We start from the raw sequence: 18,401 nt of genomic DNA on the forward strand, positions 1-18,401 counted from the left end.
ATCTTTTTTGTGTGTGGGAAGGCCTCATGGTCGTCAGTGTTGTGCTGGCGGTTGTGGGGTCTTCCCCTTTTTTTGTGCGTGTTCCGGGGGGGGTGGTGCCCACCACCACACGACGAGGGGCGGGGGGGGGGAGAAGAAGGCGGCTGGCGTCGCGGCGACGTTGCTGCACGAGCGGTCGAGACTACCCGTGGGGGGGACAGCCCCGTCGTGTCCGGCGTCGAGGATAGAGGGGGGCACCGCTCTGCCCGCTGAGTGCGCGGGTGGGGCTACGCCTCTGCCGGTGCCGTTGACGATTGACAGTGAGGGCCGTGGCCCCGGTAGCGCCGCTGGGTTCTCGGTCGGGGTACTTCAGCGATCACCCTGTCGGCCTATGTGGGTCTCGTCGGGGCACTACGACCTTGAGCGGAGCCGTCCCCTCAGCCCATACCGATTCAGTCCCGGCCCACAGTGCGTTGACGCAGTCGCGCCGCCGTCGGCCGGAGCATTGACCCCCGACGTAATGCGCTAGACCGAGTGCGTCACGTGTGGCGGTGGAGTGCCCGAGGCAACGAGCGTCTGCGGAGTGGTGCCCCCGTGTCTCACGGAGTAGTTCTGGAGTCTGGCGGGAGCGAATTGATGATTTCAGGGCCGCCGGACTCGCACGTGCTCCCGTGACGCTTCCCGGAAACGCTGCTAGGGGTGCGGCCATCCCGGGGCGCGGAAATCGGCAGCACCAGCGGCTGTGGGTTGACGGCATACATGCCCTCAGCACCACCGAAGGCGGTCGGCGGCCCCCAATCCCAGACCGTCGTGGAGGTCAGGAACCCCCGCCGCGGTGTTACGCGTCGGTGTGCTCCTCGAGCAACGGCACCAGCCTCTTCAACGCGAACTCAATCGCCGACGGCGAACCCAGTGCATACGCGCTGGAAATCTCCTTCGGCATTGCGAATGAATGCCCCTCCTCGGTCGCCGAGAGTCGCTGCCATGCGGCATTTCCCTCGACGTCCTCCGGGGTCACCCCGACGGCGAAGGCGACGACGAGATCAGAGTCCGCCTTCGACAACGTCTCGTCGCTGAGCTTCACCGAGAATCCGGTGTCACCGACATCCTCGCCCGCCAGCGTCGCATTCTCCTGGAACCCCAGATCCAGCAAGGTGTCGTAGCGCTCGGAGCCGCGGATGTACGCGCCCCAGCCTGTCGAGGACAGGGCGACTGTCGCCGCAGTCTTGTCAGCCCACCCGGGGTGCTCGTCGCGGATACCGGCGACCATGTCGTCGTAGCCTCGGGTGATCTCCTCACCGGCGTCGGGGCGGCCCAGGGCAGTGGCGATCATGTCGACCTGCTCCTCACGCGGCGTGAGATAGCTGTCCGCCCCGTCCGGGACGCCGATGGTTGTCGCTATGTCCGAGAGTTTGTCGTGTCGGTCCTCATCGCCGGAGCTGCGGACGTCGAGGATGAGGTCGGGTTCCAGTGCGGCGATTTGCTCGTACTCGGGTTCGAGGGTGCTGATGATCTCGGGGGAGGAGTCGTACGCGCCCTCCATCCACGGACCGACGCCGTCGCCGCCGAAGTCGAGCCAGTCGGAGGCACCGACAGGCTGCACGCCGAGGGCGAGTGCGGTCTCCGCGTCGCCCCATCCCAGGGCCACGACGCGGGTCGGTTGCTCCTCGACGGTGACGTCACCGAACTTCGTGGCGACAGTCTGGGGGAACGTTCCTTCCTCCTGGACAGCGCCGGACGACCCGGACGTTCCGGAAGAGTTGGAGTCGTCGGAGGAGCCCGAGCAGGCGGACAGGGCGAGGGCGCAGCCGACGGCGGTGAGGACGCCGACGGTACGCCGGGAGGCACGTAAGGTGGAAGTCATGAAGGTCAGCCTACGCTGACTGATTCATCCGCCGAAGGAAACTACCCCATAAGGTCGAGAGAGGCGATACGCGCCCCTTCGACCAGCGACTCGAGTTTCGCCCAGGCGATCTGCTCGTGCAGTCGACCGCCGAGGCCGCAGTCGGTGGAGGCGATGACGCGGTCGGGTCCGACGACCTCGGCGAACTGCAGGATCCGGTCGGCCACGGTGCGGGGATGCTCCACGACGTTGGTGGAGTGGCAGACGACACCGGGGTAGATCAGGGTGTTCTCCGGCAGTTCGTGGTCCTGCCACACGCGCCACTCGTGGGCGTGGCGGGGACTGGCGCCCTCGAAGGAGAATCCGCCGACCTCGGCCTGCAGCACCTCGTCGATGATGTCGGCGAACGGGATGTCGGTGGTGTGGGGGCCGTGCCAGGAACCCCAGCAGATGTGCAGGCGGGTCTGGTCCTTCGGCAGTCCGGACAGCGCCCGGTTGATCGCGGCGATACGGATGCGAATCCACGCCTGGTAGTCGGCGACGGACGGTTCCGGGTTGATCTGGTCCCAGGCCTCGGCGAGGTCGGGTGCGTCGATCTGGACGGTCAGCCCGGCGTCGGTGATGGCCTTGTACTCGTGGTGCAGCGCGTCGGCGCACGCGTTGACCAGGGCGGTCTCGTCACCGTAGTGCTCGTCGGTCAGGCGGGCGGCGGAGCCCGGGGAGATCGCGGCGATGAAACCGTCGGACGTGGCCTTGTCGGCGGCGCTCAGCGCGTGGGTCAGCAGACGGACGTCCGCGCCCACCTGGTCGCCACCGATGTAGCCGACCTCGCCGGTGAACTTCGGGTTGCCGACCTTGGAGCGGCCCGTGAAGATCCCGGACTCCGGGTCGTCGTAGGCGGCGCTGAAGGCGGCGCGGTCGCGACGGTCGGGGAAGGACGTCAGCCGGATGTTCCCGGGGGTCGAGCGGACCTTCTCCGCGTTCGCCCAGCGGTCGGTGTCGGTCATCGTGAGGCCGCTGAACCGGGAGAAGATGTAGTTCCACCAGGCACCGTAGTCGACGGCACCGGAGGTGACGTGGCCGTACTCGCCCTCGTTGATGATGTCGAGGCCCAGGTCGACCTGGCGACGGACGACCGAGTCGACGCCGTCCTGGAGGATACCGAGGAACTCGTCCTGGGTGATGTCGCCGGTGCTGCGGCGTTGGTTGGCCTCCAGCAGCTCCGGGGTGCGCGGCAGGGAACCTACGTGGGTGGTGCGGATCTGAGTCATGGGCACCATCGTAGTGGTTAGTTACCGGCCTTATGCAGGCGCGTCCAGTCGGCGGTCCGCAACCGTTCCTCCGCCCGGTCGAGCGTCTCATCGGCCTTGCAGAACGTCCACCGCACGAGGGTCCTGACCTGCTCGTCGACGTCCGCGACGAAGCTGCTCACCGGGATCGCGGCGACCCCCACCGCCTCGGGCAGTCCACGGCAGAACTCCTCGGCGCTGATGCCGAGGCCCAGCGGGGCGATGTCGCTGACCAGGAAGTACGTGCCGTCGCTGTGCAGGACGTCCTGCCCGGTCGCACGCAGCACCGCGGCCAGGCGGTCCCGACGGTCCCGCAGAAGTCGGCCCCACCGCCCGCTCCAGTCGTCGGCGTGGCCGAGGGCCCACGCGACCGCGGGCTGCAAGGGGGTGACCCCGACATAGCTGAGGAACTGTTTCGCGGCGGTGACCGCGTCCAGCAACGGCGGTGGGGCGATCGCCCAGCCGGTCTTCCACCCGGTGACGTTGAAGGACTTCGCCGCGCTGGACAGCGTCACCGTGCGGTCGGCCATGCCCGGCAGGGTGGCGAAGGCGATGTGGGGGCGGTCGAAGGCGAGGCGCTCGTAGACCTCGTCGCTGATGACGACCACACCGGTGCCGCGCACCGTGTCCGCGATGAACTCCAGGTCGTCGCGCCCCAGGACGGTGCCGGTCGGATTGTGCGGGGAGTTGAGGATCACCGCCGCCGGACCGTCGGCCACCGCGGCAGCGAAGCGGGCGCGGTCGAGGTGCCACCGGCCGTCGTCGAGCAGCAGGCGTACCGGCCGGGCGACGGCCTCGGCCAGCCTGATGGCCGCCGAGTAGGCGTCGTAGGTGGGTTCGAGGACGACAACCTCCCGGCCGCGGTCGACCAGGCCGAGGACCGCGGCCGCGATCCCCTCGGTCGCACCGACAGTGACCAGCACGTCGTCCGGGGCGACGTGGTGGCCGAGCCGTCGTGCCCGGTCGTCGGCGACGGCACGGCGCAACGACGGCAGCCCACGTCCGGGGCCGTACTGGTTGTTGCCGCCGGTGATCTCGGCGGCGGCCAACCGCAGCATCTCCGCCGGGCCGTCCTCGTCCGGGAAGCCCTGGCCGAGGTTCGCCGCGCCGGTGCGCACCGCCTCGGCGGTGATCGTCGCGAAGACCGTCGGGCCGACGCCGGCCACCCGGGCCGCCGGTGCCGCCGGAGACGACGGAGACGCCAGAACAGAGGTGGGGCCGTGATGCTGTGATGCCATGCCGCCATAGTATGGGGTCATGAGCATTCATCCGATCACCGGAACCGGGGCGGACCCGGACGAGACCGTCTTCCTCGAGCAGACCGACCCCGCGACGCTGCCGAAGGGGCATCCGGTGGACGCCCAGGCCGGCAGGGACGGCATCAGCCCCCGGGCCCAGCTCACCCAGCTGCTGAACTTCTTCGAGGACAGCTACCCGGAGATCTTCCGGTCGTTGACCACCGACGAGGCGGCGGCGTCGCCGGACGGGGTCACCGCCGAGCTCAGGGACCGTACCGAGCGCATGTGGGCGCGTGTGCCGGACCTGATCACCCACTGCAGCCTGCTGGTTCTTGGTGCGGGACTCGACCACGCCATGCCGACGTCGGCGTTCCTGAAGACCGGTCCCTCGGCGGAGCAGGTGACCGTCGCCGGGGTACCGGGCACAGTGCTCACCCCGAGTGAGCCGACGGGTGCGGTGGCGGTGAGCCTGCACGGCGGGCCGGGGTGGTTCGGTGACGCCGAATCCCACAACCAGCTCTGGCTGCCGTTGTTCGCCGCGCTGGCGGAGAAGTCCGGGGTGACCGTGGTGGACCTGGTGTACCCGCTGCCCGCCTACGGCGAGGGTGCGTCACAGGAGCGGACGCAGGCGGCCGTGGCCGCGGCGTTCCGCGAGGTGCGCGGCTGGGGGCGTCCGGACCAGCGCACCGGTCTGATCACCTTCGGGTCCGGTTTCGGACTGGCGCGGGACGTCGTCGAGGACGCCGACTTCCTGCTGGCCATGACGCCCCGGATCTCGCCGGAACTCACCGCCGCTCCTCCGGCCCTGTCGGCGGTCCCCACGCTGGTGTCGGTGGCGTCGGAGGACTCCCGGGGCACACCGGCGGAGCAGGTGCAGGACTTCTTCACCGGCAGCGCCCCGGACCACGAGTTCCGTGCCTACCTCTCCGAGCACCTCATCGGGGTCCCCGACGTGTGGCGGCGACGCATCAGCGACGACGCGGCGTGGCTGGCACGGTGGTAGAGGTGCAGGACATCAACCGGTACGACGCTCAGGGACGCCGGTGGCTCGCCGCGGCGATCGCGAAGGTGAAGGCGGACCAGTGCCGCTCCGCCGACACCCACCTGCTGTCCGTCCCCCTCCCGGAGACCTGGGGTGTGGACCTCTACCTCAAGGACGAGTCGACGCACCCCACCGGTTCACTGAAGCACCGGCTCGCCCGCTCGCTGTTCCTCTACGCGCTGAGCAACGGGTGGATCCGCCCCGGTGCGCCGGTCGTCGAGGCGTCGTCCGGCTCCACGGCGATCTCCGAGGCCTACTTCGCCCGGCTCGTCGGGGTGCCGTTCATCACCGTCGTCGCGGCGTCCACCAGCACCGAGAAGGTGCGTCTGATCCGGTCGTACGGCGCCGACGTCCGCTTCGTCGACGACCCGTCCACCGTCTACGCGGTCGCCGCGGACATCGCGCGGGAGAGCGGCGGCCACTACATGGACCAGTTCACCTACGCCGAGCGGGCGACCGACTGGCGGGGGAACAACAACATCGCCGAATCCGTCTTCCGGCAGATGGCGATGGAACGCCACCCGGAACCGACGTGGATCGTCGCGACGGCCGGCACCGGTGGTACCTCGTCGACGCTGGGGCGCTACGTGCGCTACACCGGACGGATGACGGGCCTGTGCGTCGCCGACCCGGAGAACTCCGCGTTCCTGCCCGGGTGGGAATCCGGGGACACGGGGGTGACGACGCAGGCGCCGTCGCGGATCGAGGGCATCGGACGCCAACGGGTCGAGCCGAGTTTCACCGGTACCGTCGTCGACCGGATGACGGGTGTGCCCGACGCCGCGGCCATCGGGGCGGTCCAGGCGCTGGAGCAGGTCACCGGGATCCGGGCTGGCGGGTCCACCGGTACCGGACTGTGGGCCGCGCTGATGCTGGTCGCCGAGATGGTGGAGGCCGGTGAGCAGGGCAGTGTGGTCTCGTTGATCTGCGACTCCGGGGAACGCTACCTCGACAAGTACTACTCGGAGGCGTGGCTGTCGGAGCGGGGGATTGACGCAGGAGTGTACCGCGATCGGGTGCTGGAATTCCTCGAGACCGGGGTGCTGTCAGGCGATCAGTGAGGACAGCGACTCACTCGTGGCCAGCAGGGAGGCCCGCAGCACGGACGCCGCCTCCGGACGGTCGCCGGCCTGCAACAGGGTGACGATACGCCGGTTGACCGGGACGAACTCCCCGTGGAACCCGGGATCGTGCCGCTCGGCCTGCAGGAACACCAGCCGCATCCGGGCGAGCAGGCGCTCCATCTCCTCGTTGAGCAGGTCTGATCCGGCCGTCGCCACCACGGCGCGGTGGAATTCCTGGTTCGCCGTCGCCGTCGCCGCCAGGTCACCGGCGGCCAGGTCCGTTTCCGCGGCGGCGACGATCCTGTCCAGGGCGGAGACGTCGGTCGCCGTGCCCCAGAGTAATGCCCCGGGTTCGACGACGGCCCGGGCACGGAAGAGGTTCTGCACCTCGGTGGCGTCGGGGGACGCGATGAAGACGCCCCGGTGGGGGATGCGCACGAGGACGCCGTCGGCGATGAGCATGGCGTAGCTCTCCCGCAGGGTGTTGCGGGAGACCCCGAGTCGCGCGGCGACGGTGACCTCGCTGAGTTTCTGGCCCGGTGCGAACTCGCCGGCGGAGACGGCCAGCCGGAGGCGTTGGGCGGCGTCCTGGGCGCGCACCTCCTAGTTCCCTTCGACCCGGGCGATGACGTCGCCCCGGGCGACCGTATCCCCGGGGCCGGCGACCAGGTGGACCGTGCCGGAGACCGGGGAGGCCACCGTCGACTCCATCTTCATCGCCTCGACGGTGGCGATCGTCTGGCCCTCGTCCACGCTCGAACCGTCCTCCACCTCCCAGCCGACCAGAGTTCCAGCGAAGGGGGCGCGGACGTCGCCGGGTTCGGCGTCCCGGTCGTCCGCCGTGACCGCCGCTGCGCCGCCGCCCTGCAGCAGCAGCACGGACGGGACCCGTACGTGCTGGAGGACGCCGCCGATCTCCACGGCGAGGGTGCTGCGCTCGGCGTAGATGTCGTCGAAAGATACGTCGGCCACGGTGTGCGCGCCCGGCACGTACTCGCGGTCGACCCAGTCGGTGCACATGGCGAAGTCGTCGGCGCCACCGGTCAGCACCGGCTCGCGGACGATGTCGCGGTGGAACGGCAGCACGGTCCGCACCCCCTCGACGCGGAACTCGTCCAGCGCGGCACGGGCCCGCCGGAACGCCACCTCGCGGTCCGGGCCCCACACGACCAGTTTCGCCAGCAGGGAGTCGTAGCTGCCCGGGATCGTCGAGCCAGAGCGCACACCGCTGTCCACCCGGATTCCCGGCCCTGTCGGCGGCTCGAAGCGTGTCACGGTACCCGGGCACGGGGCGAAACCGTGGGCGACGTCCTCGGCGTTGATCCGGAACTCCACGGCGTGGCCGTGGGCGACAGGGGCGGCGTCCGGGTCGACGGACAGCCTCCCGCCGGCGGCGATGCGGAACTGCTCGGCGACGATGTCGATCCCGGAGACGGCCTCGGTCACGGGGTGCTCGACCTGCAGGCGGGTGTTGACCTCGAGGAAGGACACCGTGCCGTCCTCGGCGACGATGAACTCCACCGTGCCCGCCCCGACGTAGCCCGCCGCACGGCAGACCTCGCGGGCACCGTCGATGATGCTGCGGTTCTGCTCCCCGGTGAGGAACGGGGCGGGGGCCTCCTCCACCAGCTTCTGGAACCTACGCTGGGTCGAGCAGTCCCGGGTGCCGATGACCGCGACCGCGCCGTGGGAGTCCGCCAGCACCTGGGCCTCGACGTGCCGGGGACGGGCGAGGAACTTCTCCACGAAGCACTCCGTCCGCCCGAAGGCCTCCTGGGACTCCCGTCCGGCCGCGGCGAAGGCCCCCTCGATCGCCGCCGGTCCGTCCTCCTCGGTGACGACCTTCAGTCCCCGTCCACCACCGCCGAAGGCGGCCTTGATCGCGATCGGCAGGCCGTGCTCCTCGGCGAAGTCGCGAGCCTGTTCCCACGAGGTCAACGGTTCGGACGTGCCCGGTGCCAGCGGGGCGCCGGAGCGCTCCGCCAGCTGACGTGCCGCCATCTTGTCGCCCAGGGTCTCGATCGTCTCCGGCGACGGGCCGACCCACACCAGCCCTGCGTCCTGTACGGCACGGGCGGCGTCGGCGTTCTCCGACAGGAACCCGTACCCGGGGTGCACGCAGTCCACACCGGCGCGGGACGCCACCTCGAGCAGCGCGTCGACGTCGAGGTAGGAGGACACGGCGTACGCCTCGTCGGCGATCTCGGTGTGCAGGGCGCCCACGTCGGCGTCGGTGGAGACGGCGACGGTGCGGATACCCAGGTCACGGGCGGCGCGGGCGACACGGACCGCGATCTCCCCGCGGTTGGCGATCAGGACGGACGAGATGGTGTTCACGGGTACTCCTCGAATCTGACCGTCGCGCCGGGCGCCAGCTGGGCGGCGGCGTCGAGGTCGTCGGCGATGACGGTGGCGATGACCGGGTAGCCGCCGGTGACGGCATGGTCCCGCAGGAAGAGGACGGGCTGGCCGTCCGGCGGCACCTGGACGGAGCCGGCGACCATGCCTTCGCTGGGCAGCTCCCGGTCGTCGCTGCGGTCCACGGCGGCTCCCGACAGCCGGACACCGACCCGGTTCGACGACGTGCTGACCGTCCACTCTTGTCCGGTGAGGGCGGCGACACCGTCGGTGAACCAGTCGTCGCGCGGGCCGGGGACGACGCGCAGCACGTCCGGGACACGCAGCGGGTTGGTGCCGGTGCGCGTGGGGCCGTGGGCACGCCCACCGACCCTCAGTACCGCTCCGTCGGACAGCGGGTCCGGCCCGAGACCGGAGAGGACGTCGGTGGACACCGACCCCAGCACCTCCCCGTCGCATCGCACACCCCCACGCACCGCGACATAGCTGCGCAGACCGGCCTGCGCCTCACCGACACCCACCGTGGAGCCCGCGGTGAGCAGCAGGGCAGTGGCGAGCGACCGTGGGCGACCGTCGACCGTCACCGCGGCCTCGGCCCCGGTGACCGCGACGACCACGTCCTGCACGGCGGTCAGCGACAGCCCCCCGATGTTCTCCAGGACCGCCTCCCCGGGACGGTTGCCGACGACGTCATTGGCGACCTGCGCCGAGGTCATGTCGGCGGCTCCGGAGGTGGTGACACCCAGCGCGCCGTGGCCCGGACGGCCGGCGTCCTCGACCAGTGTGAGCAGACCCGCGTGGGTCAGCGTCAGCGCCACCGGGTCCTCCGGGCCGCCGTGGTTCCGCGGCGCCGGTGGGCAGACCTCCACCCGCTGCCGCACCTGCCGGTAGACCACCCGGTCGCCCGGACGGATGAGGGCAGGCTCCTGCTCCGAGGCGTCCCACACCGGAGTCGCGGAGGTTCCGATCAGCTGCCACCCGCCCGGTGAACTACGGGGGTAGACCGCCGAGAACTCGCCCGCCAGGCCCACCGCACCGGAGGGCACCCCGGTACGCGGGGAGTCGCGGCGCGGGACCGACGGCACCCCGTCGCCCACACAGTAGGTGAAGCCCGGTGCGAAGCCACCGAAGGCTCCCGTCCACGTCGACGAGGTGTGGTGCTCGATCACCCCGTCGACCGTCGTGCCGAGCTGGTCCGCGACGGTCTCCAGGTCCGGGCCGTCGTAGACGACGTCGACGGTCACCGTGCGTCGGGCGTCGTGGCCTGCGGTGGGGGAGGGGTGAAGGGTCCCGAGCTGTGCCAGCGCGGCCGTCGCCGCCGCCGGGGAGTCGCACACGACGAGCACGGTCCGGGCCGCGGCGACGACATCGCGCTGGCCGTCGACCGGGGTGGCGGTGAGGTGGGCGTGCCAGGCCATCGCCGTGTCGAGGTCGGGGAGGTCGACGAGGACCGCCCGGGTGCCGACCCGGTGGATGACCGGGTGACCGTCCGGGGCACTCACAGGACGCTCCTGATGTCGATACCGTCGGCGCGAAGTTTCTCGACGATCATCCGGGAGAGCTCCACCGCGCCCGGCGAGTCACCGTGGATGCACACCGATTCAGCATCGACCCGCAGGACCGTGCCGTCCACTGCGGTCACCGCGCCGGTGGTCGCCACCTGCAGGACGCGGTCGCCGACAGCCTCGGCGTCGTGCAGGACGGCGTCCGGCCGGGACCGCGGGACGAGGGTGCCGTCGGGCAGGTAGTTGCGGTCGGCGAACGCTTCCCGGATCACCCGCAGCCCCTTCCCCTCGGCGAGGTCGATCGCGACACTGCCGGGCAGGAGCATGAGCGGCAGGTCGCCGAACGCCCGCACGCCGTCGACGACCGCCCGGGCCTGCGACGTGTCGTGCACGATGGTGTTGTAGAGCGCACCGTGGGGTTTGACGTAGCTGACCTTGGTCCCGTGGGCCCGTGCCAGGGCGTCGAGTGCGCCGATCTGGTAGAGGGTCTCGTCGGCGAGTTGGGCGGGGTCGATGTCGAGGGCGGTGCGCCCGAAGTTCCCCGGGTCGCGGTAGCCGATGTGCGCCCCGACGGTGACTCCGCGTTCAGCGGCGGCGCGGACGGTGGCGGCGATGTCGTGCGGGTCACCCGCATGGAACCCGGTGGCCACATTGGCGCTGGAGACCAGGGCGATCATGGCCGGGTCGTCGGCCACGGCGACGCCACCGGTGGTCTCGCCCAGGTCGGCGTTCAGGTCGATGGTGGCTGGACCGGTGTCGTGCATGGTGTCGTAACCCTCGCTCTCAACGACATTGTTGAACAAAGCCAAGCCTAGCGGAATGGTGGGGAGGGGTTGGGGGAGGCGGCGCAATCATCGCACCCCATCACTATCTTATGTTCCTAAAGGGCCTGGTCAGGTTTTCATAAAGAGCTGAAGGGGTGCGAAATCTGGTCAGTGGCAGTGACGGCCGCCTCGGGCCGGTGCTGCATCGGCTACTCTGAACCGGTGTCCACGGGGGTGGACCGAACGGAAGTACGGGGGAAGACGTATGGCGTACCGGGGGATACACCTCGACGATGACCTCATCCGTGGTTGGCCCACGCCGGGTGCAGACCGGGCACTTCGGCGTCCGGACACCCGGGAGAACATCGAGGCAGACCTGCGTGGTCGCGAGGACATCGCCGACAACTTCCTCCGGGTCGGTGACCTGTGGGTTCCCAGGGCGGCGGTCAGGGAACCTGCGCTGGTGGCGTGCGGAGCCGCAGAGCATCCCCGTGGCCTGGCCTACGATCTCGACGCCCTGACCAGGGTGCGGATGGCGCTTACCCGACGACCGGACTGGATCGCACACAGCTGGAGCGCCGCGCGGCTCTGGGGGATGCCGTACTTCTGCGACGACGCCGACACCTGCGTCCTGTCCGGCGGTCGGTGTCGGGCGGCGACGACTCCGCAGGAAGTCTCCCGGTTCCGCAAGGAGGGGACGCTGGCGGCGGTCACGCCCCGCTGGCGGGTGGACGGTGAGATGCCGGAGCTTCAGGTCACCCCGCCGGTGCTTACCGTCATCCACTGTCTGCGGTCTCTCCGCGCCGGTGACCATTCCTGGCGTGTGGTGCCCGGGACCGGGTTGGATGCGAAGCGCGTCCGGGCCGTGCAGTTCATCGATGCGTTCTGCGCCTTGTCCGGGTGTGATCCGCTCCGCCTCGTCGCTGCGTGTGGAGACCACTATCCCCAGCGGGACCTGGCGGTGATCGCGGCGATGGCGGACCGGGGTGCGGAGTCGCCGATGGAGACCGTGCTGCGGCTGCAGGTGCGCCGGATGTTCGGGGAGGGATTCATTTCCCAGCTGGTGATTCGACGGGACGGTACGGTGGCGGACCCGGTACACACGACGGACGTCGCCGGCCGTGGCGTCGTGGCGCGGGTGGACCTCGGTTCGCCGACGTTGAAGCTTGCCCTGCAGTACGACGGTTCAGGGCACCTGGACCGCCGTCGACGCGACACGGACTCCCGCATCTCGACGGAGCTGGCGAACCTGGGGTGGCATGTCCTGAGGCTGACCTACGGCCATCTCAGGGACCCGGACCTCCTGGAGCACACCATCGCGGGCGGTATCGCATTATGCCGTCGCCGGGAATCGGTTGACTATCGCACCCGATAAGGCGGTAATAGTTCCAAAAGGCCAGCTCGTCATGTCTATCAGCGAGTGATGGGGTGCGATAGTCGACCAGCTCGGGAACGGCGCCGCCACCTACTCCAGTTCCAGCAGCAGGTGCCGGGTCTTCTGCACGTCCTGGAGTCGGTCGATCAGCGACTCCAGCCGGGCCCACTCGGACTCCGGGATGGCCCTCTCCGCCTCAGCCACCACAGAGCGGTCCTGCGTCCCCCACGCCACCGGCATCGGGGAGATCTGCTCCCAGTGGTCCTGTTTACCCACCGAGCGCATGCCGGTGACCGCCATGGCAGGCACCCGCTCACCGACCTTGCGCTCCACCCCGGGGATCGAGGTCACGGTGCGCAGCGCGAGGGCCGGACGGGACCGGGCACCGCCGGTGGCGGCGGTGTCCACGAGCGACATCAGGACGACGTCGCGCGGGTTGACCTGGGCGATCACGGTGGGCGCCAGCGAGTAGGCGTCGTAGTACTGCTGCGGTGACCCGAGCTGGCGGGGGAACACCGGCACCATGATGAAGCAGATCACCGCCATGATCACGGCGGCGGCGCCGACGATCACGGCCCAGCCGCCGTCCACGACCACGAACAGGACCACGGCGGCGATGACCATGATCGCCCCCATCAGCCCGGCCGACCACTGGAACCGGCGGGAGTCACGGAAGAACTCGTTGTGCTTGCGGGCGAAGGACTCGTCGACGGGGAAGTTGAAGCTGACCACGGTGGATGATCCTACAGGTCGACCGCGTCGATGATGCGGTAGCCGTAGCCCTGTTCCGCCAGGAAGCGCTGGCGGTGGGCGGCGTAGTCGGCGTCGAGGGTGTCCCGGGCGACGACGGAGTAGAAGAACGCCGGGCCGCCGTCGGGCTTCGGGCGCAGGATCCGGCCGAGCCGCTGGGCCTCCTCCTGCCGGGACCCGAAGGTGCCGGACACCTGGACCGCGACCGAGGCGCCGGGCAGGTCGATGGAGAAGTTCGCGACCTTCGACACGATCAGGACGCGCAGCTCGCCGTGGCGGAAGGCGTCGTAGAGCTCCTCACGGCGGTGGGTGGTGGTGCGCCCGTCGATGACCGGGGCGTCGAGCTCCTCACCGAGTTCCTCGAGCTGGTCGATGTAGGCGCCGATGACCAGCGTCGGTTCGTCCGGGTGCTGGTCGAGGATCTTCTGCACGATCCGGTTCTTCGCCGGCGAGCAGGCGGCGAGCCGGTACTTCTCGTTCTGCTCGGCGGTGGCGTAGACCATGCGCTCGGACTCGGAGAGCTGTACACGGACCTCGGTGCAGTCGGCCGGGGCGATCCACCCCTGGGCCTCGATGTCCTTCCAGGGGGCGTCGTAGCGTTTCGGGCCGATGAGGCTGAAGACGTCGTCCTCACGGCCGTCCTCGCGCACCAGTGTGGCGGTCAGCCCGAGGCGTCGACGCGACTGCAGGTCGCTGGTCATCCGGAACACCGGTGCGGGCAGCAGGTGTACCTCGTCGTAGATGATCAGCCCCCAGTCGCGGGAGTCGAAGAGTTCCAGGGCACGGAACTCGCCCTTCGTCTTGCGGGTCACGACCTGGTAGGTGGCGATGGTGACCGGGCGGATCTCCTTCTTCTCCCCGGAGTACTCGCCGATCTCGTCCTCGGTGAGGGAGGTGCGCCGGACGAGCTCGTCCTTCCACTGCCGTCCGGCGACGGTGTTGGTCACCAGGATCAGCGTCGTGGTCTGGGACTTCGCCATCGACGCCGCGCCGACCATCGTCTTGCCGGCGCCACAGGGCAGGACGACCACACCGGAACCGCCTGCCCAGAACGACTCGGCGGCCATCTCCTGGTAGTCGCGCAGTTCCCACTTCTCCTGCTCGGTCGACAGGGCGATGGGGTGTGCCTCGCCGTCGACGTAGCCGGCGAGGTCCTCGGCGGGCCAGCCGACCTTGACCAGCTCCTGCTTGAGGCGTCCACGCTCCGAGGGGTGGACGATGACGGTGTCCTCGTCGATCTCCTCCCCCAGCATGGGGCGGATCTTCTTGTGCCGGCGGATCTCCGCGAGGACCGCACGGTCGGTCGACTCCAGGACCAGTCCGTGGGCGGGGTGGTTGGCCAGGATGAGCCGACCGTAGCGTTCCATCGTCTCGGCGACGTCGACCAGCAGGGGCTGGGGGACGGGGAACCGGGAGTAGGTCTCCAGGACGTGCACGACCTGTTCGGCGTCGTGTCCGGCGGCCCGGGCGTTCCACAGCGCCAGCGGGGTGATCCGGTAGGTGTGGACGTGTTCGGGTGCGCGCTCCAGTTCGGCGAAGGGGGCCAGCGCGGTGCGTGCCTCCTGCGCCCGGGCGTGACCGATCTCCAGCAGAACGGTCTTGTCCGACTGGACGATCAGTGGTCCGTCGCCGAGTCCCACGGGTGCCTCCTGACAGGGGTTGGTACAGGGTTGGTACAGGGTTGGTACGGGGTGACGAGCGGCTCTCGCCGCTCGTGCAACCAGACCATCCTACGCGTCGGCACCGCCGCGTGAGCAGGTCAGTGTTCCGGCGTCCCGACCCAGGCCACGCGGTGCGGCTGGATGTGCAGCGACTGCCCGCCGGCGTCGGTGACCCCGATGATCGACACGGGGCTCATCGTGACCACCGAGATCCACTCGTGGACGGCCGAGCCGGCGGCGTCGACGTACCCGATCTCCACGGAGGTTCCCGCGTCATAGGCCTGGCGCAGGGCGGTCATGATGGCGCGGGGCTCGCGGACCCGGGTGGTCTCCCCGCTGTGGCCCGACTCGTCCTCCTCGTCCTGCCGGGTGCGGCGGAACCCCTCCACCGCGCCGGCGAGCTGGTCGGCGACCCGGTCGAAGTCGGTGCCGGCCCGCTCCGGGTCCGGGACGGTGGAGAACACCGGTGCGGCGGTGGCGCGCCCGGCACCGGAATCACCGTCCACGCTGATCGTCACGCCCTCGTCCTCGAGTGCCTCGACGACCAGGGACAGCTGGACCGAGCTGGCGGCGACGGTGGGGGAGAGCAGGCGGAGCCCGGTCTCCGCCGCGGCGTCGGTGTCCATGATCGCCGCCATGGACTTCTCGTCGGGGGCGGTCAGCACACTGGCGGCGGTGCTGCCGACGACGGGTGCGTCGGGCCGGTGCGTCCGGAAGGTGTCCTGGATCAGGTACCAGAGTGACTGGGGGACGTCGGGTGCCATGCCGGCGAGGAAGTCCTCGATGCCCTCGGCGGTTTCACCGTGCTCCACGGCACGTTGCATGCTCTCCCTGGTCACCCGCCAGACGCTGGCCATACCGGTGGACTCGACGTCGGCGAAGGTGCGCAGCGTGGCCTCGGTGTCCCCGTCGAGCAGCCCGGGGGCCAGGATCGTCATGTCCGCCTGCACGATCAGCATCCGCACCGGGTCGGGCAGGATGGCCGCCAGTGCCGCGGTGAGGCCGTCCTCGTCGGACGGGTCGGTGACGGCGAGCGCGCCGGCCGCGGAGGACGGGTGCCCGTCCGCCGACAGGCCCAGGATCACACACTCGTCGCGCACGCTGTCCACGGCGAGGACGGAGGTGACCGCGGCGACGGAGGGGCGCAGCCGCCACAACTCCTCGGCGGTCGGTACGACGCCGCTGTCGGCGACGACGCCGCGCAACGCCGCAGTTTCCGGGGCATCGAGCGACTCCTGCAGCAGGTGGGCGTCGGTGTCCTCGTCCCTGGTCAACCACGGGGAGTGTGGACTGTGCCGCCACCCGGCCACCAGCATCGCCCACCGGCGGGACAACGGTGCGGAGAGATAGGTCGCGCCCCGCTCGGTGAGCGACCAGAACTCACCGGCGCCGACGACATCCTGCGGGGCGGGGACCGGAAGCCCGACGGCGACCAGGTCGGCGTGACGGCACAGGACGAGCGTGTCACTGACCAGCGCAGCGTCGAGGCCGAGGGCCTTCGAGAGCCGTGCGATCTCGCGGACGCCGACTCCGCCGGCGTTGAGCGGGCGTACCGGGGTGCGTCCGATCTGTTCCAGCACGTCGGCGACCAGGCGGACGGTCTCCACGACCCGGGCCACGGCGGTGGCGTCGGTACGGGAGTCGGCACGGGGGGTCCCGTCCCGCGTGTTCTGTGCGGTCGGCCGCGCGCTGAAGTCTCCGCCGGGGCGGGGGACGACGCGGCCGGAGACCGCGGCGGACACCCGCGGGGACAGGCGGGCGGTCTGGGCGTCCACCCGGTCCAGCAGTCCCGCGGCGATCATCCGTGCCAGGGGACGCTCCGGATCGTCGAGCGTGGCGGAATGCCCGATGCCCCCGGACACCTCCAGCGTGTCGAGCAGGCGACGTTGACGGGTCGGCAGGGCGGCGAGCATCTCCGGCAGGTCGTCGGTGGGGACCGGGCACCGGTACCCGTCGACGAGGACCCAGGGCAGGTCCGTCGTGGCGGCGAACAGCGGCGGCAGGTGCATCGGCACCTTCATCGCGCCGGGGTCCGTCGCACCGGCCGTGGCGGGATTCTGCGTGGACACCGACAGTCCCGGGCCGAACACCAGCCCCCAGGACGCGAGAGTGTGGACCGTCGCCGTGACCGTGGCGTGGTCTGCACGGCACGCGGCATCGGTGCCCGCGGAGTCCCACAGCCCGGTGAGCGTGGCCTCGACGTCCGACAGGGTCACCGGTCGGTGGTCGGCACCGGCGGTGACGAGCGCGTGCAGGACGGCCAGCCCGGTGGCGTCGAGCCGTCGTAGGGCGGCCACGTCGGAGACCGACCCCAGCGAACCGGGGTGGAAGGCACGCAGCCGCCAGAGCAGGTCGACGAGCACGTCGTCGGGGTGGCCGGACAGCCAGTCGGCGTAGGTGGGGAAGGAGTCAGGCATAACGTGGGCAACTTTACCCGGACGGGCTCCCCCGGGGTGTATGGCCCGTCGCCGGAAAGTCGCCCCATCGGGGCGGATGTGGAATGATCGACGGTATGGCTGACGCACACAAGAAGCACTACGTTGATCCGGGCTGGCCGCAGAACCTGCCCGAAGGTAAGCACGCCGTGACCGAGCTCGTGGCCGACGACGCCGGGGCGCTGAGCCCTTTCGGTGACGTCGAGCTCCCGGTGCCCGCGGAGCAGCTGTCCTACGTGCACCCGTACACGGTGATCAACCGCTAGATCGGCCGCTAGCCGCGGGACACGCGGGGGGGGGACCGAAAAAGTCTTCGCCCGGGTCATTCCGACTGTTCGGAATGACCCGGGCGAAGACTTTTTCGTCAGGTTGGGACCTGGGTGCCGGGGCGTGTCTCGCCCCGGCGGGGGTGCCTAGTGCGCGTCCGGCGGGGGACGCAGCGGACTAGAACAGGTTGCCGGCGAGAGCCTTGTACTGCTCGCCTGCGGCCTCGGCCTGCTTGACGGCGCCGGTGTAGTTGTCGTTGAGGGCCTCGCGGTTGTCCTTGTAGAGGGACTCCAGCTCGGTCGGGACCTCGATGCCGTTGGCGGCGAAGGCTGCGGTGACCTGCTCCCAGATGCTGTCGATGGCGAGCACGTCGGTCTGGCTGCTCAGGTCGGCGGCGGCCTCCTGGGGAGCGGCGGCGTAGTTGTCGGTGGCCGGTGCGGCCGGTGCGGAGCGCTGCTCGGGAGCGGAGTTCAGGCCCAGCTGGGAGGAGCAGGACGGCCATGCGCCCCAACCCTGTCCCTCGAGCACGCGCTCGGCGACGACGATCTGCTCTTCGCGGGAAGCCTGGTCGGCGGACGGGGCGAACTCGCCGCCGCCGTAGCCGCTCCAGGTGCTCGGGGAGAACTGCAGACCACCCTGGAAACCGTTGCCGGTGTTGATGTTCCAGTCGCCGCCGGACTCGCACTGTGCGAGGCGGTCCCAGTCGGAGTCGGGGGCGGCGTTGGCGGCCGGGGCGGCGACGGCGCCGAGTGCCAGGGTGGCCATGCCGGCGACGGCGAGGCGCTTGGTGCTGAAGCTGCTCTTACGGATGGTGTGTCGTCCCATGTGGGT

The 18,401-nt window shown here is 70.3% G+C and carries 15 protein-coding genes; 4 read left to right on the top strand and 11 right to left on the bottom strand.

All coding sequences use genetic code 11. From position 1 onward, the window contains the following. Positions 1–817 precede the first annotated feature (817 nt). From PQI66_RS14880 to PQI66_RS14890, 3 genes are read right to left on the bottom strand one after another with little or no spacing between them, the layout of a single operon-like run. The gene (locus PQI66_RS14880; protein ID WP_339999313.1) at positions 818–1,843 is read right to left on the bottom strand and encodes an iron-siderophore ABC transporter substrate-binding protein; all 1,026 of its coding nucleotides are present in this window, start codon (positions 1,841–1,843) and stop codon (positions 818–820) included. 41 nt (positions 1,844–1,884) lie between these two features. After that, entirely contained in the window at positions 1,885–3,093 is a 1,209-nt protein-coding gene (locus PQI66_RS14885; protein WP_339999314.1) for a cobalamin-independent methionine synthase II family protein, read from the bottom strand. Positions 3,094–3,110: 17 nt separating this feature from the next. Continuing rightward, positions 3,111–4,349, bottom strand: coding sequence for an aminotransferase class I/II-fold pyridoxal phosphate-dependent enzyme (locus PQI66_RS14890; RefSeq protein WP_339999315.1), 1,239 nt, complete (start codon positions 4,347–4,349; stop codon positions 3,111–3,113). Between the two features lie 19 nt (positions 4,350–4,368). On the opposite strand from PQI66_RS14890, the gene PQI66_RS14895 reads away from it, so the two are divergent. Then, entirely contained in the window at positions 4,369–5,352 is a 984-nt protein-coding gene (locus PQI66_RS14895; RefSeq protein WP_339999316.1) for a hypothetical protein, read from the top strand. Positions 5,353–5,354: 2 nt separating this feature from the next. Next, positions 5,355–6,452, top strand: a complete 1,098-nt coding sequence (locus PQI66_RS14900; protein ID WP_339999317.1) for a PLP-dependent cysteine synthase family protein — start codon at positions 5,355–5,357, stop codon at positions 6,450–6,452. On the opposite strand, the gene PQI66_RS14905 is transcribed toward PQI66_RS14900, so the two are convergent. Genes PQI66_RS14905 through PQI66_RS14920 form a run of 4 tightly spaced genes read right to left on the bottom strand, consistent with a single transcriptional unit; the run spans position 6,438 to position 11,082 of the window. Beyond that, entirely contained in the window at positions 6,438–7,055 is a 618-nt protein-coding gene (locus tag PQI66_RS14905) for a GntR family transcriptional regulator (protein WP_339999318.1), read from the bottom strand. The two genes, PQI66_RS14900 and PQI66_RS14905, sit on opposite strands and share 15 nt — an antisense overlap. A 3-nt stretch (positions 7,056–7,058) precedes the next feature. Then, on the bottom strand, positions 7,059–8,783 hold the full coding sequence (locus tag PQI66_RS14910; protein WP_339999402.1) for an acetyl/propionyl/methylcrotonyl-CoA carboxylase subunit alpha: 1,725 nt from the start codon (positions 8,781–8,783) through the stop codon (positions 7,059–7,061). A gap of 5 nt (positions 8,784–8,788) precedes the next feature. Continuing rightward, positions 8,789–10,315: a 5-oxoprolinase subunit B/C family protein gene (locus tag PQI66_RS14915; protein ID WP_339999319.1), complete on the bottom strand. Its 1,527-nt coding sequence runs from the start codon at positions 10,313–10,315 to the stop codon at positions 8,789–8,791. Continuing rightward, positions 10,312–11,082: a LamB/YcsF family protein gene (locus tag PQI66_RS14920; RefSeq protein ID WP_339999403.1), complete on the bottom strand. Its 771-nt coding sequence runs from the start codon at positions 11,080–11,082 to the stop codon at positions 10,312–10,314. Before PQI66_RS14920 ends, PQI66_RS14915 begins: the two co-directional genes overlap by 4 nt. A gap of 265 nt (positions 11,083–11,347) precedes the next feature. On the opposite strand from PQI66_RS14920, the gene PQI66_RS14925 reads away from it, so the two are divergent. After that, positions 11,348–12,457 (top strand): hypothetical protein, encoded by a 1,110-nt coding sequence (locus PQI66_RS14925; RefSeq protein WP_339999320.1) that lies wholly within the window; start codon positions 11,348–11,350, stop codon positions 12,455–12,457. Positions 12,458–12,547: 90 nt separating this feature from the next. Here the strand turns inward: PQI66_RS14925 and PQI66_RS14930 are convergent, their stop codons facing one another. The 3 genes from PQI66_RS14930 to PQI66_RS14940 all read right to left on the bottom strand — a co-directional run bounded on the left by PQI66_RS14930 (position 12,548) and on the right by PQI66_RS14940 (position 17,285). Next, entirely contained in the window at positions 12,548–13,189 is a 642-nt protein-coding gene (locus tag PQI66_RS14930; RefSeq protein WP_339999321.1) for a DUF3239 domain-containing protein, read from the bottom strand. Between the two features lie 11 nt (positions 13,190–13,200). After that, entirely contained in the window at positions 13,201–14,847 is a 1,647-nt protein-coding gene (locus PQI66_RS14935; RefSeq protein WP_339999322.1) for a DNA repair helicase XPB, read from the bottom strand. A gap of 119 nt (positions 14,848–14,966) precedes the next feature. Next, on the bottom strand, positions 14,967–17,285 hold the full coding sequence (locus PQI66_RS14940; RefSeq protein ID WP_339999323.1) for a helicase-associated domain-containing protein: 2,319 nt from the start codon (positions 17,283–17,285) through the stop codon (positions 14,967–14,969). A gap of 95 nt (positions 17,286–17,380) precedes the next feature. Here PQI66_RS14940 and PQI66_RS14945 point away from each other — a divergent pair, with 95 nt between their 5' ends. Then, on the top strand, positions 17,381–17,569 hold the full coding sequence (locus tag PQI66_RS14945; RefSeq protein WP_339999324.1) for a hypothetical protein: 189 nt from the start codon (positions 17,381–17,383) through the stop codon (positions 17,567–17,569). A gap of 178 nt (positions 17,570–17,747) precedes the next feature. Here PQI66_RS14945 and PQI66_RS14950 read toward each other — a convergent pair whose 3' ends face one another. Next, the gene (locus tag PQI66_RS14950; RefSeq protein WP_339999325.1) at positions 17,748–18,395 is read right to left on the bottom strand and encodes a resuscitation-promoting factor Rpf1 domain-containing protein; all 648 of its coding nucleotides are present in this window, start codon (positions 18,393–18,395) and stop codon (positions 17,748–17,750) included. Between the last annotated feature and the right edge of the window lie 6 nt (positions 18,396–18,401).

This window comes from Corynebacterium sp. USCH3 (genome assembly GCF_037619475.1).
In the GTDB taxonomy this organism is placed as follows: domain Bacteria; phylum Actinomycetota; class Actinomycetes; order Mycobacteriales; family Mycobacteriaceae; genus Corynebacterium.